This is a genomic window from Noviherbaspirillum cavernae (assembly GCF_003590875.1).
Classification (GTDB): Bacteria; Pseudomonadota; Gammaproteobacteria; order Burkholderiales; family Burkholderiaceae_D; genus Noviherbaspirillum; species Noviherbaspirillum cavernae.
Window position 1 is genome coordinate 530,175 of the sequence record NZ_QYUN01000003.1, and the last position, 15,445, is coordinate 545,619.

Sequence of the window (15,445 nt, forward strand, 5' to 3'; positions counted from 1 at the left end):
ATCGCAGGCGCATGAGAATCACGCTCAAGCTGTTCGCCACGCTCACCGATTATCTGCCCGCGGAACGCAGGCACAACGCGGTCACGCTCGATGTGGCGTGCGACACCACCATCGCCGATCTGGTCGCGCGCTTTCAGCTGCCGCCCAGGCTCGTCCATCTGGTGCTGGTGAACGGCGTCTACGTCGAACCGGCGGATCGATTCGCGCGCACCATGCATGACGGCGACGTGCTGGCCATCTGGCCGCCGGTCGCAGGTGGATGACACCCATCCCTGAAACGCTGTCCCGCGAGATGGCCTGCACTCCGGCGGAGTTCGCCCGCTGGCTTCCCGGTGCGACCTGCAATGCGGGAATTGAAACATCCGTTGCAGCCGACCGCACGCACTATCGCATCACACTTGGCGACGGTGCCATCGACATCAGTACGCAGACGTGCTCGCCACGCCGCATCGCTGCCATCTCGCTGCCGGTGCTGCGGGTGACGTTCCGATTCATCGATCTCGACCCGATGCAGCGCAGTGCGTTCATGGCGCGCTTCGACGCTTATACGCGCCGTGGCGGCGGCTGAACCTGCCGGTCTCGATGCGCAGCCTGTGCGGCAAACCTGCCGGCGCGCCGGTTTGCGCGGACCACAATCGCTGCGATTATCTGCAGAGTGATGCTCGCGCAAAGCCGATCCCTGCGAAGACAGATTCCCGGACACATGAAGCCTCCGCGCCGCTCAGGCGATCTCGGTCACCGTCGCCTTCACATGGAGATTGCGTCCGGCGGCCAGCCCGGCGAAGAGCGCGGCAATGCCCACCGCGATGAAGAAGAATGCCGCGGAATTCCAGTCGCCGCTCACATCGTGCAGCAGGCCGAACGCCAGCGGCCCGAGCGCCGCACCACTGTAGCCCAGGCCTTGCGCCATGCCCGACAGCGATGCCGCGACTGGGGCGTTCGGCGCGCGCAGCACGATGAGCGTGAGGCCGATGCTGAAGCAGCCGCCCTGGCCGAGGCCGAGCACGACGGACCAGAACCAGATCCACGAGGTATCGGCAAACGCGCAACCGGCAAAGCCGATCAGCGTGACGATCATCATCAAGGCAATCGCTGCGCGCTGGTCGCGCCCGCGGGTGGCGATCCAGGGACCGGCCAGCGACGTGATCAGTTGCATGGCGATCGACAGCGACAGCATGCCGCCGGCAGCGAGCGGCGTCAGGCCGCGATCGATGAGCACCGTGGGCAGCCAGCCGAACACGCAATACGCGAGCGTCGATTGCAGTCCCATGTAGGCCGTGACCTGCCACGCGATCGGATCGCGGCGCAAGCCCTGCACGGTATAGCGGCGGGCGGCATTGCGCGCGCCGGCATGGCGCGTCTGCGGCCACCAGACGACGGCGGCAAGCAGTACCGGCACCAGCCAGAAGGCCAATCCGACGCGCCAGCTGTCGCCGGCAAACTGCTTCAGCGGCACGGTCAGGCCGGCCGCCAGGGCCGCCCCCAGACACAGGGCCATGGTGTACACGCCGGTCATGCCGCCCACCTGGCGCGCGAAATCGCGCTTGAGAATGCCAGGCAGCAGCACCATCACGACGCCGATGCTGGCACCCGCGAACAGCGTACCGGCGAACAGGCCGCCGATGCCGAAGAAGACACGCAAGCCGATCGCCGCCATCAGCACCACGAGGCCGTGCAGCACTACGCGTTCGGTGCCGAAGCGACTGGCGAGACGCGGCGCGAGCGGCGCGAACGCACCGAAGCACAGCACCGGCAGCGTCGTCAGCAGCGCCGCCCCGGTTGCGGACAAGCCGGTCGTGTCGCGGATGGCGGAGAGCACGGGCGCGACGCTCGACAAGGCCGGCCGCAGGTTGATCCCGACCAGAAACAGCGCAAAGGCCAGATACCAGGAGAAGGCATCGCTATCGGCTGCATCGGCCTTGCGGAGAGTGGATTGCGGATTGGCTTCGGAGGGAAAAGGCAGGGGCTGGTCGTTACGCACAATAAAAAATCCTGTTGCCGGGTTCCGCGCATCGACAGCAGGCCATCGCCGGCGGGAACCTTCGAAATCGAGAGAGTGTCATTCATCGAGTTGCGCTTCATCCGTTGCATCGAAGAATGAGGCAGCCGATTCAGTGCAACGCTGGAGAAGTCGTGATGACTTGTTCTGCTTGCAGTGCGCACGAACAACGCGGCACCACAGTGCGAAATATAACCGTTGCCAAAAGAACGTGCAGAGGACTGACAGCGGGACGCATTTTTGTCATATCAAAGGGACAACATGAACAAAACGCTGCAACGGACAATGTCCCTGTCTGCCTTCTTCATGCTTGCCATGCTGAATGCATGCGCAGGCACAACGCCTTCCGGAGAGGCGAAGACATCCGCGCCAGCGCGTGAAGCGGAAAGAACCGTGTGTACCATGGACGTGAAGCGCTGTCCCGACGGCAGCTGGGCAGGAAGAACGGGACCGGCGTGTGAGTTCAAATGTCCAGCGGCGAATTGAGCATGCCGAACAAGGCTGCAGATTGGCACGCCATGCGAAGGAAGTCGAACGGCGATAGCGGTTGATGCCGCTACCGCACGGGCTTACGCGATGACACCCCGCGCTCGGAGCAAGGCAATTTCATCCGCTGCAAGACCCGCCTCTGCCAGCACCTTGCCAGTATGTTCGCCCAGCACCGGCGCGCGGCTGTGGATCGCGCCCGGCGTGTCCGACAGTTTCGGCATGATTCCCGGCACCTCCACTTCCAGTCCGTCCGCGCTGCAGATTTTCTCGATCACGCCGCGTGCGCGGTAATGCTCGTCTTCCGCAATGTCCTTCGCGGAATAGATGCGCCCTGAAGGAACTTGCGCCTGCTTCAACTGTTGCAGCACTGCGTCGATCGGCAGACTACCGGTCCATGCCCCGATCGCGGCATCCAGTTCATCCGCACGTCGGGCGCGGCCGTCGTTTCTGGCCAGATCGGGATCATCGCCCAGGTCGATGCGGCCGATCAGATGCATCAGGCGCTTGAAGATGGAATCGCCATTGCCGGACACCAGCACGTACTCGCCGTCGGCACAGCGGTAGGCATTGGATGGCGCGATGCCCGGCAACGCTCCGCCCGCCGGTTTGCGCACCGCGCCGAACGCAGAGTATTCCGGCAGCAGGCTCTCGGTCAGGTTGAAGACCGATTCGTACAGCGCGACGTCGATCATCTGTCCGGTGCCGCCGCGCGCATCGCGCTGGTAGAGCGCGAGCATCACACCCAGCGCGCCGTGCAGGCCGGCAATGGTGTCACCGAGCGACACCCCGGCGCGCACCGGCACACGCCCCGGCTCGCCCGTGATGTAGCGCAGTCCCGCCATCGCTTCGCCGATCGCCGCAAAGCCCGGTTCGTCGCGCTTCGGTCCGTCCTGGCCATAACCGGACACGCGCAGCATGATCAGACGCGGATTCGCCGCGTGCAACGCCTCCCATCCCATCCCCCATTTTTCCATCGTGCCGGGACGGAAGTTCTCGATCAGCACGTCCGCCGACTCGGCCAGCCGCCGCACCAGCTGCTGCCCCTCCTCGCTGCGCAGATCGATGCACACCGATTGCTTGTTACGCGACTGCGCCTGCCACCACACCGAGGTGCCGTTATGCAGCATGCGCCACTTGCGCAACGGATCGCCCTCGCCCGGCGTCTCCACCTTGATGACCTCGGCGCCGAAGTCCGCCAGCGTCTTGGCCGCGAACGGTCCCGCGATGAGTTGGCCGAGTTCGAGTACGCGGATGCCGGAGAGGATTTGAGTGTTCATGGCTTGATATCTGGAAATTGAGTGTTCTGTGATTGATGATGCCTTGCGAATGGCGGTCGATCCTAGCAAAACACAATACGCTATGATTCTGCCGATCATTCTATTCATAAGGGAGTCCATGTGAGCAACTTGAAGTCGCGCGGGGTCTTGATCTCCGCCCTCGCACTACTGGCGGGTTGTGCGTAGCGGCCATCCGGCACCAGTACGCGTCCGGCAGACCCGCTCGCACTCCGATCTCCAATTCGTCCAATCTCATGGAAACAAAAAACATGCTAAAGCACTTGCAACGTATCTGGATCACCCTGTCCATTCTGGCCTTGATCGGTTTTGCAGGGCACGCATCGGCCGACTCGACGCCGCCACAGGCAGTAAAGACCATCGCGGTGGTGCCGATCAAGGATCCTGAGCGCCTTGATATCGCCGGACGTGCGGTGGGTTGGTATGTTCCTGGCAGCTGGATGGTGAACAGGATCGACAGTCGCGTCAAAACCAATCTGCTTGCCGATGTACTGGCGCCTTTGAAAATACCGTTTGGCAAAGACCTGACAGCAACCTTCGTTGATGCGCTCAATGCTGCGGGATATCAGGCATTCATACTCGAAGGCATCAAAGGCCCGCCTGACGATCCTGATTACATTGATCCCAAGTTGGTCAAGGACAAAGCCGACGCCCTTTTGGTCGTTTCCTTCAGCGAGATCGGCTTGTATGTGAGCGGCAAGGAATGGCACTACTTTCCGAACATTTCCCTCTACGGTTCGCTGATTTCCACCGCGGACGAGCAATCCCTATATGACGAAACGGTGTATTACGGCGTGCACGCAACCGACAAGACCGCGTCGTGGTCGGTCAGTGCGGATCCAGCGTTCGTGTATCCGACCTACGACGCATTCATGGAGCGGCCCGACGAGTTAGGGCGGCGACTGAATATCGGCGCCCAGGAGACGGCCAAGCGCATTGTGGCAAATATCAAGAAGTCGCTATGACATGACCTGACTGCCCGCCATCATGGAGGCCCGCATTCGCGCAAGCGATTGCGGGCTTGATTTTTTGTCAGCCAATCGGAACTTCCCGCCGCCGCAAGCCATTCATGGACAGAGAATTTTTCGAACCCGTCGATCGCGCATGACAGCGGCGATCGCCCTCCACACAGGCGAAGTCAGGAACACCCCCATGGCAATCCGCGGAATCGGTCGAGCAGACCCGTCACGACAGCACGATCTGGTAAAGCTGATCGACCTGCACAATACAGTGCAGAATCAGCACGCAGCCGGAAAGACGGTCGAACGTCAGAACGCGGAGGCAAATACATTTGTCGCCGCGCCGCAGAAACAGGCCCTGCATCACCCCGGGCGTGGATCATGGCACTGGATGCAGGCATTCAGACGGTTCGCCAATCGCATGTCCGGCACCAGGAATGTGATGACAAGCCATCATTCGGGATCACCCGGACTCATGGCAGAACGGGAACGGACCGACGAGATTCCGGCAATTCCTCGGGAAGCGGACAGCCCGCTCGAAGTAGACAAGGCGCGCAGCAAAAGGACCACCGACGCGCCCACTGATCGATCGCCCGCCGCGGTACGGCGACAAGACGTGGGATATCTTAAGATGGCCGGTGAAAGCGATCGCTCGTCCCTCGTCAGGAAATCGCGGAATCAACGCATGAAAGTAATGCTGTGGCTGGAAAGCGCCTTGAACGGCACCCTGCATCGCCGGTAACAGGCAGCCATCTGCCCACGACCGAAGGCCGCAGTTCGACAGCGTTCGTTCGCAACATCAGGATCGCTGCCGAGACTGCATCAGCGTTCAATAAGCGAAGCACCTTCCAGCGGATTGATTGCGGCCATGCGGTCAGCCTCATCGCGCACCGTTTTCCTGGCGCGCCGCGCCGGTATCTCCGTGGCGCCGGACAGCGGATTGTCGGGTTCGGATGCTTGCGTCCGCGCCTTGGCAATCTCGGCAATGCCCGTAACGTTCGCTGAAATCGCCTTCGTCATGTCAACTCTCCTGCCGCAACGCGGTCATGAGCGTGAACGTTGAGCGACTGGCTCTGGCCGCTTTCGGCGTGTCGCTTGTCATGCCCGCCCGCAATTGCTTCGCGATGTCCAGGCGACGCGTGAGCAGCTTCTGCAAGGCGCGATCGAAAGCATCGAACGGCACGTCCGCAATCCTGAAACGCACATGGCAAACTGCCATGTCCTTCTGCATGGAGAGTGCGCCGTTGTCGATGCCGCTATCCAGAAAGTTCAGTTCGAGCATGTGCGCAAACAGCTTGAGGCGCGATGCGTCATCGCCCGGAATCGGCAGCACATTGCAATAGGCGTACAAGGTGCCGCGCGCTTTCTCATATTCCAGATGCAGCTCCGTTCCATCCTTCAGACGCAGGCCGACCGCGCCATGCGGCGGCAACCGCAGATTCGCGATGCCATAACGCGTCCCCAGTTCGGCGAACAGCGTGTCCAGCTTGCAGATGTCATGCATGTGTCGACCGGCGCCTCATACCGGCCGAGTGCCGTCCCGTGCGATATGTCATGCGGCAGCCCTTTGCGCAGGCGCGCTTTCATGCAGCCACAGCTCGACTTCCTTGATGCTGCGCTCGCGCCGGATCTCCATCAGATGTTTCAGCGCATGGTTGCGTGCTTCGACAATGCTCGCATCCTGCTCGTCCAGGCTGCGGATCTGCCAGCGAATCACCACGCGACGTATCAGTCGAATCAATGCGGTCATCAGGTCACCTCGTTGAAATTGAAATTTAATGTCATTGAGTGGCATCCGGCACGCATCAGTTCCGGGACGAGTCATTCGCAACCTCGGTCGGATGCGGCGCAGTGTCTTGCTCCCCCTCTTTCCACGGCATTTCGTACAGGTAGATGGTGCTTCGCGGGTAATTCCCGTGCTCGTCAGCGCTCCTCGATTCCTCATCCTTTTCGACCGCGAGCACCTGGAATCGCGTTTTTGGCGGAAACACGACTTCATCGCCATCTGCATATCCGAAATAATAGGAAAGCTGATTCAAGCGCTTTCCCGTTTCGATGTTGTAGATGACGTACTGGGCGTTGTAGTTGTCCTCGTCGCTATAGCTTGATTCTCCAAGGCTCGTGTGGAAAAAGGCGGGTTCGATGACGACCTGGCCGGGGACATACCGCGCGATCGCCTCGGCGCCCAGGCGCGCACCGCGTTGCGCGGATATCTGCCTGCTGTTCCACCAACCGCTCATGGGACTGGATTGATTGAAGGATGCCAGCTTCCCAAGCAGAATGTCCCGGGCCCTGGCGTCCTCGACCTTCTCGTCATAGCCAGCGACCCACCAGGCATTCACAGCCTTTTTTTGCTCCGTCGACAGGCATTGGGAATTGGCAAGATGCCAGCCCTTGCTCCAATTGCCGGTCTTGTTAGCTTCCCGAACGATCTGGGGCAAGGGTGGTCGATATTCGGGCGTTGGCCACCATCCCCGGTCTCTGCCGGCATCGTCATGCCTCGGCAGCTGATTCAGTCCCGAAATTGCGGTTTTGAGAAACGGCCCGAGCCGCTTCAGCGTGACATGGTCGTTGTCGCGGATTGCCTGATTCAATTCGTTGGAGCTGGTGACAAGCACGCGTATGGCCACCAGGTCCTCAATGGGAATGGCACCGATATCCTCGTGGCTGCTTCGATCGTATCCGTGAAGAATGCCCCCGGTACGCAGTTTGTCCATCTCCGCGACCATGTGCTCGTAGAGTTGGACAGCGGCTTCCGGCGACTGGTATTGCATCTGCATTCTCACCACTTGTCCCGACTTCACCAACGCCGCGAACGCCTCCCTATCCCCCTGACTGCTTCGGAAATCCGGATTGGGGCGCGTTAGCAGCGCCAGCAGATCGTCGTCGAGGCGGGAAGCCGAGGAAGGCGAGACTTCAGATGACAGGCCGGCCAATGGGATCGCTGCCGTTCCGGCCGCGATCGGCTCGATGGACTCGTGGTTGCCCGGGAAATTCGCTTCCAGGTTCACAGATGGCAAAGGGACTGCGTCATCATGCTCCTCGGCGCTTTCAAGCTGCGAGGAGCTCGCCATGGACAACACTTCGTCATCGATGCCGGAATGGACAGAAGAGCCGACCGCCAGCGAGACATCGTGGATGTGGTCATGCTCCGGCGCATTTTCGGCAATCGATCCCACATGCGAGGACGACGCATGATCTTCATTCGGATCATCGCGCTCGTATGATATTGCTTCGACAAAGTTGACTACGTAGCAGGGCGTTGGGCTGACCGGGCGCGGAAGACCTTGTATCGTTTTCTCCGCTTGGCTGATCTCCGCTTGGCTGATCTCCGCTTGGCTGATCTCCGCTTGACTGATCTCCGCTTGACTGATTTCCGGCTGACTGATTTCCGGCTGGCTGATTTCCGGCTGGCTGATTTCCGGCTGACTGATTTCCGGCTGGCTGATTTCCGGCTGGCTGATTTCCGGCTGGCTGATTTCCGGCTGGCTGATTTCCGGCTGGCTGATCTCCGGCTGGCTGATCTCCGGCTGGCTGATCTCCGGCTGGCTGATCTCCGGCTGGCTGATCTCCGGCTGGCTGATCTCCGGCTGGCTGATCTCCGGCTGGCTGATCTCCGGCTGCACGGTTGAATGTCTGATCCTGCTCACATTGGGACTTAGCATTAGCCGATCCAATGTGCTCGATCTGGAGCGCCCCTCACGCTGCGGCATAGCAGGTGCCGCCACAGGTTGTGGCACATCAGGTGTGCGCGCAACTTGTGGCACATCATGCGGGGTGCGGGCTGTCGCATCCTCCACCCCGAAACATGATTTCACCGCTATACAAAACCACCTCGTCAATATCTGTCTCCATCCGATTGATTGCCGGTTCGTGCTTTCCCGTGCCGCAGCGACGTTGCCCTCACCATTGATTGGCAATAAGTGGCATGGAACGCGCAGCGGGTTCCCTCGGTGCGTCACGAATCACGCTGGAGCAACGCCACGCACACTTCAGGCTGGCGAATCCCGTGCAACGCTGAGGCATGGCAAATTGGCAATGAAAATCGCATTCCCTCCCCGCGCATGCAATCGAAGTGCGCATCGCAGCGCACGCCACTGTCGCCAGGCGTCATCGCGCAATGTTCAAAACGACAAATTCCATTTACCATAGGCAATAATTTCGCTTCGACGGTTCGCCTCGCTTCCGCGTTCCCGGCACCCCTGCCGGACCGCCACCCGAGAAATACCGAGGACACTCCCGAGCCGCGGCCACCCCATGCGCAGAAGTCAATGAATATTGCCTGCTACATACGCAACGATGCAGTTTTCGAACAGGTCCAGGTGAGCCTCGCGCGAGCGGGGTTCGCCTGCGATCGCTTCACGTCCGAAAGCCTGTTGCTGCGTACGGTGCGCCGGCGCAGCTTCGACTTCGTCGTGATCGATATCGGCCTCGAGTTCGAGGAGAACGAGGGAATTTTTTCGTGGCTCAACTGCCGCACCGACGACAGCACGCCGGTGCTGATCCTGTCGCCCGAGAAGGCCGCCACGCTGGTGGCGCATGTGCTCAACGCGGGGGCGGATGACTTTCTGCTGCGGCCGTTCGAGCCGGTCGAGCTGGTGGCGCGCATCAATGCCGTGCTGCGCCGCTGCGACCGCCGCCAGGTCAGGCGCACGATCGAGGTGGCAGGCTTCGTTTTGGATCAGGACGCCAGCAGCTTTTCGTATCAGGGTGCGCCGATCGAATTGACGCCGCGCGAATTCACCATGGCATGGATGTTCTTTTCCTCGCCCGGCGTCTACATCTCGCGCGAGACCATCGGCACCGCGATCTGGGGCACCGACAGCGAGATCGCGGGGCGCACCATCGAGCAGCACGTGTACAAGCTGCGCAAGAAGCTTCTGCTGGGCGCGGAGCGCGGCATCGTGATCCGTACCGCCTACAGCCAGGGTTACCGGCTCGAACTCACGAGCGTCGAGCGCGAGCCGAAGGCAGCCTGATCAACCCGTCCATGCGTCATTGATCGGCTGTACCCGCCAGCACCGCCGGTGGAATGTTCCGGTACACCTTCAATGCATGCTTCAGGCGCAGGTCGGGCTTGCTCGAATTGCAGGCGCTGACCGCTTCCCATGAATTTCCCATGCGACGCATGTTCTGCGCGAGTACCCATGCGCCGACTTGGATGCTGGTGCAGGGGTCGTACAACTGCTGCTCGTCGGTTCTGCTGATGTGGCACGACTCCCGGCGTACCTCGCAAGTCTCATGGTCTATGCTCCGATGTAGCCCGTCATTCGCTGTTGAACACCACGATCGTGAGCAGACTGTGGTCTTGCGCATCGGCTCCAGGCTCCATGAGGACACGCAGGTGCGTGGCATTCTCGGGAATCTTTTGCAACGAGATGTACCCCTTGGTCTGCAGGCCGCCACTGGAGCCGTAGCTGTTGACCGCACAGCCGCCGGCGTAGGAGAGAACTTCGTCTGCCGCATCCCGGACCTCCACGCCGCTGAAGGTTCGCACGCTGGTCATCGAACGGCAGTGTGCATAGCCGGTCAGGTACAAGGGCCTGGGACCCGGCATGGCGGCAAGGCTGATCACGAAATCCCTCTTCGGGCCATCCGCAGGAGTCAACGAGTAGTTCTGTTCAAAGGCGCGGGTGGTGAGCCGGGTTTCCAGCATGCTTCGCCACGACCCGGAACGGCACGTCAACAGCATGCCGGTACCATCCCTTGCAAGCAGGCCATCCGGCGCGCAGGCTTCGTTCTTCACCTCCACCTTGTTGAGACTGACATAGTTGGCCGTCAGCTTGTTGTCAACAATAAGATCACCGTTTTCGTTGACTGCCAAGCCAACCCATTTCAAACCATTCCAGCTAAAGGCCCGTCCCTTGTCCTTCGCCAGGCGCACGTCGCCAATGCTGTTGCCGGTGTCAGGCAGCAGTTCGAATTTGTCCACCGGGTCTTTCCAGAATCCGTTGGCATACCCCTTCCACACACCGCCCTGGCAGCTCAGAATGCGGCCGAATGCATCGACCGCGATCTTGCCGTTGTGGCTGGCGTCCTTGCAGCGATCGTCGGTTTCCCCCTCCGTCGCCTGCGCAGCAGTGCCGGGCGCCATGTGTATCGGCGCGGACATCCGGTTCAGGTCGGGACGATTTGACACCTCGTTGCGATAGAGGAAATCTCCGGTCGTCTGCGCGTCCTGGAAAATGCTCGATACAAGATGCCCGGCATCGCTTGTCGCGCCGGTCAGCACATTGCGTACCACCGGCACGGTGCCGACCTTGCACTGGCTGATGTACGCAGCGGTATTCATGCGCCAAGACGGGCCTTGCGCCACCATATGCGATGCTTCCGAGATGTAGCCGCCGCCCTTGCCGGCGGCCGCCGCGACCGCAGGAATTTCCCGTTCCGGAATCGGCTCGCCGCCGAAGCCGACGACCAGCGCTTCGAACTTGTCGCTGGTGGGCTGGCGCACCAGCAGGCAGGTATCCTGGTTGTAGGCATTCTTTTCGCTGAAGGATGCCGGCAGAAAATCGCCCTTCTTCAAATCCGCGATGCTGATCGCGTGGACGCTCGCCGGCGTCGGCGTGCCGTTCTTGATGTCGGTGGAATTCGTCGCGATGTACCTGCGCGCCGCCTCCGTCACCTGTGACTGATACATGGCCGCCTGCTGGCCCTTGGTCTCTTCCATCGACCGGTCGATCATGGCGGTCAGGCCGATCACCATCAGCGTCCCGATCGCGAGCGCGCCAAGGGTTTCAATGAGGGTAATGCCGCGTTGCGTGCTGTTCATGCTATTTCCTCGTCTGCCCATGGCGAACCGGGTCATGCCGTCTGCAACCTGGACTACATCTCACATCCCGACACGGCAGGCCGGGATTCAAGGCGCATAATCAGGATTCATTGATCGGCTCTTGCCGTCAGTACCGCCGGTGGAATATTCCTGTACACCTTCAACGCGTACTTCAAGCGGATATCCGGCTTGCTCGAATTGTAGGCGCCTACCGCGTCCCACGAATTGCCCATGCGGCGCATGTTCTGCGCGAGGATCCATGCGCCGACGTGGATGCTGGTGCACGGATCGTACAGCTGCTGCTCGTCGATGCCATGCTTGCGCAGCGTGGCGAACCAGCTGCTGTTGATCTGCATGAGGCCGATGTCGTAGGAGCCGTTCTTGTTGCGGTTGATGGCGGCCGGGTTGAGGCTGGATTCGGTCTTCGCGATGGCGTACAGCATGTAGGGATTGACGCCGTAGCGTGCGGCGGCGGATTCCCAGCAGGCGTGTGCATGGCTCGAGAACGGCCCGAGAAAGGCGATCAGGATCAGAAGAGTCCGGCGCATCGGTTCAGGCCCCCTTCAATCGTCCATGTACTTGAACCGCGAGTTCGACTTGGCGCAATACATGGTTCTGCCGCTGCCGTCCCGCAAAATCGTTCCATGCGGCCATTGCAGTTTATTGTCTGAAGTCGGGAGATTGCATCGATCTCCAGGGGATACCTCGTCATTCAAGGTAAGCGATCCAATGTCCCCATAATCCTCCACCTCGAGCGCATGTCCATACAGTTTTTTCTTCGCAGTGATATTGGCATCCGAGTCGATGTTGCCTCCGGCCTTGATCGCCAGCGCCACCTCAAGGTCGGCCTTGATTTTCGCGTTGCGAGCGACTTCCAGATCGCGCGTCACTTTCAGGTCGCCGTTTTCATCTACGGCCAGCGCGACCCACTGGGCGCCGTTCCATGTGAACGCACGATTCAACGCCAGCACCATGCGCACGTCGCCGCGGTTGTTGCCGGCCACTGGCAGAAGGTTGAAATCCACAAAGGTCGCTACCGGATCTTTCCAGAATCCGCTCACTTGCCGCTTCCACATTCCGGACTGACAACTTAACACCAGTCCTTCCGGACTGGAGGCAATCGCTCCTGTCGCCGTACAAGCCGTGTTTTCCGTGACCACGGCATCGCCCGCCATCCGTACCGGCGTCTTCATCGTGTTGAGGTCCGGGTTATCGGCTACCTCACTGCGATACAGGAAATCCGCAAACACCTTACCATCGTGGAAAATGCGCGATGCGAGATGGCCGCCGTCCGTCGTGCCATTGAGCGCGAACGTGGCACCTCCCGGGCAGGCGACATTCCGGTAGCCGGTGGTGTCCATGTTCCATGACGCTCCCCTGGCCCGTGCATGGTTTTCCTGGCTGATATAGCCGCTGCCCTGCCCCGCATTCGCCGCCACCGCGGGAATGTCCTTTTGCGGAATCGGCTGGCCGCCTGTCGTGACCACCAGCGCATCGAGCACGCCCGCTTTCGGCTGCCGCACCAGCACGCACGTGTTCTGGTCGTATACGTTTCTGAGGAAAAAATTCTTCGGCAGGAACCCGTGATCGATCAGTTTCTGGGTATTGACCGGAAAAGCGGTCGCGGGGGCAGGCGTCTCGCTCACCGGCGCACTGGCAAGCAGCGTCGCGTAATCGGCCTTGATGTACTTGCGCGCCGCGTCCGTCACCTGCGTCTGATACAGCGCCGCCTGCTGTTCCTTCGTGTCTTCCAGCGAGCGGTCGATCATGGCGGTCAGGCCGATCAACATCAGCGTCCCGATCACGAGCGCGCCAAGGGTTTCAATGAGGGTGATGCCGCGTTGGGTCTTGTTCATAGTGGGCTCTCACCTGCGCATGGCAATCCAGACCGGGCTGCCATGGGGAATCTGCAAATTGGCCGGCAGTTTGAATTTGATCTTCGTGTCTCCCTTCACGGGAGAAAACAGCGTGGTGTCACCGGTACGGTACACGCCTGCAAAGACCGAGTTCTGCGCCAGCTCCACGATGTCCGCAACGATGTTCACCGGCGGCAGGGACTTTGCGTAGATATAGATCATGCCGTCGGTGTCACGGTAGTTCGCCCAGATCGACGAACGAGGCGCATTCGCCAGCGACGACCATCCGGGCAGCGCCCTGGACGCGACCAGGGTAGCGATATCGACACTGGGCCCTGTTTCTTCGGGATGCTCGGTGAAATAGGTGATGACGGCTTCGCGATACAGCGCCATGTTTTCCGCGATCGGCATCGATTTCGGTTTTCCGGCGACCGCCAGGCTTTCCTTGTCGAACATCGCGTAGAAACCTGTGAGCGATATCATGATGGTCAGTACCGCGATATTCCACATGGCATACTCCTTTCAACCCTCGGCAAACCGCCGGGCAGCGGCATTCCCGCTGATCATCTGCGCCTTCTGCTGCTTGACTTCCGACTCCAGCATCTCGAAGCGGGCATTGCGCAGGAGGTTCTTCGCCACCGGCGCATCCTTCAGATACAGAAAATCCGTTTCCAGCTTGTACTTCGGACCGCGCACGATCTGCTGGTGCAGCACGCCGACCAGACCATCGGCCAGCAGGGACTGCATGCCGCCGGAGGCCAGCCTGTCGTTGGCCAGCGCATGCAGCTTGCTGACGCTTTGCACGATGTTATCGGCCAGCATGGTGGTGATGATCAGGTTGCCGTTCACGCTCGCCTGTAGCACTTCCGCCGCCATGTCCTGATCGCGGATCTCGTCGATCAGGATGATGCGCGCGCCCCAGCGCGCAAGGTGCCGGAACGCATCGGCGAAACCGCCCTTGTCGCGCGAGGTGGCGGTTTGAAAGCAGATGCCCTGGCCGTAACTGCCTTCCAGCGGCAGCTCGATCGGGTCTTCCCCGGTGACTGCCACGCCGCCATAGGCAGCCAGGCGATCCTTGACCAGGCCGCAGGCGGTCATGGTCTTGCCCGACTTCGGCTGACCGGAGATCACGAGCAGACCGGACAAATCCTTCGCCATCAGGTGACGGATGTATGCCTGCGGGATGCCCAGCTCGGGCAGCGAATGGATGACACCGGCGATCTTGCGCAGCACGAAGACCGTGCCGCCCAGCGTTCGCATCACCGACACGCGGTAGGTCACGGCTTCGTACCAGACCTTGAACTCCGCCACCAGCGGCGCCGCATCCAGGGTGTCGCGGCATACCTTGATCAGGCGGTCGAGGTCCGCCCGCAGCGGAGGGCCGGCCGGCAGCGGATTGGCTTCCGCGCCCGGCACGTCGGAGAACCGGTCTTCCAGGCTCGGATGGCCCAGATACAGATCCGAGAACTCCAGGTCCTTGACTTTGGTGACGTTGATCATGGTTGCAGACCGTGTCAGGAGGCCTGGAAGTTGACCACGTTGTTGCTATCCTCGCTGCAAGTAGTCGATGCCTCCGACGCCTTAGCCGGGAAAATGGTGATCGCATTGCTGCTGCCGGACCCCTGGCTGATCTGGGTCCAACCGGTCGCGCCGCTGATCAGCGAAATGCAGACATCTTTCGGCACATTGTTGTACGTGATCGTGAAATAGGGATGCGCGCCCGTGACGGTCACCGCGCCGTTCCATGCGTTCATCATGGTGCCACTCGCATTCGGTGAAATGGTCGCCGGGAATGCCTTGGCATCCTTCAGAATGCTCGTCATATTCGTCGTGTACTGTTGTCCCGCATACAGTTTTCTCACCGCCGTGCGTATCGAAACGATCTCTTCCAGCGCACGGTTGCTTTGCGCATTGCCGAACGCCGACGACAGCAGCGACACCGCGCCCAGGATCACGATCGCCGCGATCCCCAGATACGCGATGCCCTCCAGCAGCGACGCGCCGCGTTGCCATTTGCCGTAGTTCGCCACATCCTGTTTTTTGATCAATCCGTTTTTCATGTTTTTCTCCCAATC

18 protein-coding genes are annotated in these 15,445 nt (G+C 60.8%); 5 read left to right on the forward strand and 13 right to left on the reverse strand.

The window, feature by feature from the left end; all coding sequences use genetic code 11:
- The first annotated feature begins 11 nt into the window (after positions 1–11).
- Both D3870_RS20895 and D3870_RS20900 read left to right on the forward strand, forming a co-directional pair.
- The gene (locus D3870_RS20895; protein WP_119742976.1) at positions 12–263 is read left to right on the forward strand and encodes a MoaD/ThiS family protein; all 252 of its coding nucleotides are present in this window, start codon (positions 12–14) and stop codon (positions 261–263) included.
- On the forward strand, positions 260–568 hold the full coding sequence (locus tag D3870_RS20900) for a hypothetical protein (RefSeq protein ID WP_119742977.1): 309 nt from the start codon (positions 260–262) through the stop codon (positions 566–568). Before D3870_RS20895 ends, D3870_RS20900 begins: the two co-directional genes overlap by 4 nt.
- Positions 569–721: 153 nt before the next feature.
- On the opposite strand, the gene D3870_RS20905 is transcribed toward D3870_RS20900, so the two are convergent.
- Positions 722–1,981: a CynX/NimT family MFS transporter gene (locus D3870_RS20905; protein ID WP_242490127.1), complete on the reverse strand. Its 1,260-nt coding sequence runs from the start codon at positions 1,979–1,981 to the stop codon at positions 722–724.
- Positions 1,982–2,568: 587 nt separating this feature from the next.
- Positions 2,569–3,765 (reverse strand): CaiB/BaiF CoA transferase family protein, encoded by a 1,197-nt coding sequence (locus tag D3870_RS20910; protein ID WP_119742979.1) that lies wholly within the window; start codon positions 3,763–3,765, stop codon positions 2,569–2,571.
- Between the two features lie 254 nt (positions 3,766–4,019).
- Between D3870_RS20910 and D3870_RS20915 the strand changes: the two genes are divergently transcribed.
- Both D3870_RS20915 and D3870_RS22215 read left to right on the forward strand, forming a co-directional pair.
- Complete coding sequence (locus D3870_RS20915; RefSeq protein WP_119742980.1) at positions 4,020–4,748, forward strand: hypothetical protein; 729 nt, start codon at positions 4,020–4,022, stop codon at positions 4,746–4,748.
- Between the two features lie 187 nt (positions 4,749–4,935).
- Positions 4,936–5,484 carry a hypothetical protein gene (locus D3870_RS22215; protein WP_147375906.1) on the forward strand — a complete coding sequence of 183 codons (549 nt, stop codon included), beginning with the start codon at positions 4,936–4,938 and terminating at the stop codon, positions 5,482–5,484.
- 80 nt (positions 5,485–5,564) lie between these two features.
- Here the strand turns inward: D3870_RS22215 and D3870_RS20925 are convergent, their stop codons facing one another.
- From D3870_RS20925 to D3870_RS22960, 4 genes are read right to left on the reverse strand one after another with little or no spacing between them, the layout of a single operon-like run.
- Positions 5,565–5,762: a hypothetical protein gene (locus D3870_RS20925; protein ID WP_119742982.1), complete on the reverse strand. Its 198-nt coding sequence runs from the start codon at positions 5,760–5,762 to the stop codon at positions 5,565–5,567.
- Position 5,763: 1 nt separating this feature from the next.
- Entirely contained in the window at positions 5,764–6,246 is a 483-nt protein-coding gene (locus tag D3870_RS20930; RefSeq protein WP_119742983.1) for a type III secretion system chaperone, read from the reverse strand.
- Positions 6,247–6,294: 48 nt separating this feature from the next.
- Positions 6,295–6,492: a hypothetical protein gene (locus D3870_RS20935; protein WP_119742984.1), complete on the reverse strand. Its 198-nt coding sequence runs from the start codon at positions 6,490–6,492 to the stop codon at positions 6,295–6,297.
- A 55-nt stretch (positions 6,493–6,547) separates the two neighbouring features.
- Entirely contained in the window at positions 6,548–8,584 is a 2,037-nt protein-coding gene (locus D3870_RS22960) for a hypothetical protein (RefSeq protein ID WP_242490128.1), read from the reverse strand.
- A gap of 429 nt (positions 8,585–9,013) precedes the next feature.
- Here D3870_RS22960 and D3870_RS20950 point away from each other — a divergent pair, with 429 nt between their 5' ends.
- Positions 9,014–9,721, forward strand: coding sequence for a response regulator transcription factor (locus D3870_RS20950; RefSeq protein ID WP_119742987.1), 708 nt, complete (start codon positions 9,014–9,016; stop codon positions 9,719–9,721).
- A gap of 16 nt (positions 9,722–9,737) precedes the next feature.
- On the opposite strand, the gene D3870_RS23135 is transcribed toward D3870_RS20950, so the two are convergent.
- The 7 genes from D3870_RS23135 to D3870_RS20985 form a co-directional block, all read right to left on the reverse strand.
- Positions 9,738–10,097 carry a lytic transglycosylase domain-containing protein gene (locus D3870_RS23135; protein WP_340638458.1) on the reverse strand — a complete coding sequence of 120 codons (360 nt, stop codon included), beginning with the start codon at positions 10,095–10,097 and terminating at the stop codon, positions 9,738–9,740.
- Positions 10,009–11,514 (reverse strand): shufflon system plasmid conjugative transfer pilus tip adhesin PilV, encoded by a 1,506-nt coding sequence (pilV, locus tag D3870_RS22970; protein ID WP_158590539.1) that lies wholly within the window; start codon positions 11,512–11,514, stop codon positions 10,009–10,011. Before pilV (D3870_RS22970) ends, D3870_RS23135 begins: the two co-directional genes overlap by 89 nt.
- A 107-nt stretch (positions 11,515–11,621) precedes the next feature.
- Positions 11,622–12,062, reverse strand: coding sequence for a lytic transglycosylase domain-containing protein (locus tag D3870_RS20965; protein WP_119742990.1), 441 nt, complete (start codon positions 12,060–12,062; stop codon positions 11,622–11,624).
- 15 nt (positions 12,063–12,077) lie between these two features.
- Entirely contained in the window at positions 12,078–13,370 is a 1,293-nt protein-coding gene (gene pilV, locus D3870_RS20970; protein ID WP_119742991.1) for a shufflon system plasmid conjugative transfer pilus tip adhesin PilV, read from the reverse strand.
- A 9-nt stretch (positions 13,371–13,379) separates the two neighbouring features.
- Complete coding sequence (gene pilM, locus D3870_RS20975; protein WP_119742992.1) at positions 13,380–13,880, reverse strand: type IV pilus biogenesis protein PilM; 501 nt, start codon at positions 13,878–13,880, stop codon at positions 13,380–13,382.
- 12 nt (positions 13,881–13,892) lie between these two features.
- Entirely contained in the window at positions 13,893–14,870 is a 978-nt protein-coding gene (locus D3870_RS20980) for an ATPase, T2SS/T4P/T4SS family (RefSeq protein ID WP_119742993.1), read from the reverse strand.
- A 14-nt stretch (positions 14,871–14,884) separates the two neighbouring features.
- Complete coding sequence (locus D3870_RS20985; protein ID WP_119742994.1) at positions 14,885–15,430, reverse strand: type 4 pilus major pilin; 546 nt, start codon at positions 15,428–15,430, stop codon at positions 14,885–14,887.
- Positions 15,431–15,445 lie beyond the last annotated feature (15 nt).

Excerpts from the sequence above, each read along its gene's own strand:
- D3870_RS20915 (WP_119742980.1), top strand. The coding sequence starts at position 4,020 with ATGGAAACAAAAAACATGCTAAAGCACTTGCAACGTATCTGGATCACC.
- D3870_RS20925 (WP_119742982.1), bottom strand. The coding sequence starts at position 5,762 with ATGACGAAGGCGATTTCAGCGAACGTTACGGGCATTGCCGAGATTGCC.
- D3870_RS20965 (WP_119742990.1), bottom strand. The coding sequence starts at position 12,062 with ATGCGCCGGACTCTTCTGATCCTGATCGCCTTTCTCGGGCCGTTCTCG.
- D3870_RS20980 (WP_119742993.1), bottom strand. The coding sequence starts at position 14,870 with ATGATCAACGTCACCAAAGTCAAGGACCTGGAGTTCTCGGATCTGTAT.
- pilV (WP_119742991.1), bottom strand. The coding sequence starts at position 13,370 with ATGAACAAGACCCAACGCGGCATCACCCTCATTGAAACCCTTGGCGCG.
- D3870_RS20985 (WP_119742994.1), bottom strand. The coding sequence starts at position 15,430 with ATGAAAAACGGATTGATCAAAAAACAGGATGTGGCGAACTACGGCAAA.
- D3870_RS20950 (WP_119742987.1), top strand. The coding sequence starts at position 9,014 with ATGAATATTGCCTGCTACATACGCAACGATGCAGTTTTCGAACAGGTC.
- pilM (WP_119742992.1), bottom strand. The coding sequence starts at position 13,880 with ATGTGGAATATCGCGGTACTGACCATCATGATATCGCTCACAGGTTTC.
- D3870_RS20910 (WP_119742979.1), bottom strand. The coding sequence starts at position 3,765 with ATGAACACTCAAATCCTCTCCGGCATCCGCGTACTCGAACTCGGCCAA.
- D3870_RS20930 (WP_119742983.1), bottom strand. The coding sequence starts at position 6,246 with ATGCATGACATCTGCAAGCTGGACACGCTGTTCGCCGAACTGGGGACG.
- D3870_RS20895 (WP_119742976.1), top strand. The coding sequence starts at position 12 with ATGAGAATCACGCTCAAGCTGTTCGCCACGCTCACCGATTATCTGCCC.
- D3870_RS20900 (WP_119742977.1), top strand. The coding sequence starts at position 260 with ATGACACCCATCCCTGAAACGCTGTCCCGCGAGATGGCCTGCACTCCG.
- D3870_RS23135 (WP_340638458.1), bottom strand. The coding sequence starts at position 10,097 with ATGCCACGCACCTGCGTGTCCTCATGGAGCCTGGAGCCGATGCGCAAG.
- D3870_RS20935 (WP_119742984.1), bottom strand. The coding sequence starts at position 6,492 with ATGACCGCATTGATTCGACTGATACGTCGCGTGGTGATTCGCTGGCAG.
- D3870_RS22215 (WP_147375906.1), top strand. The coding sequence starts at position 4,936 with ATGGCAATCCGCGGAATCGGTCGAGCAGACCCGTCACGACAGCACGAT.
- pilV (WP_158590539.1), bottom strand. The coding sequence starts at position 11,514 with ATGAACAGCACGCAACGCGGCATTACCCTCATTGAAACCCTTGGCGCG.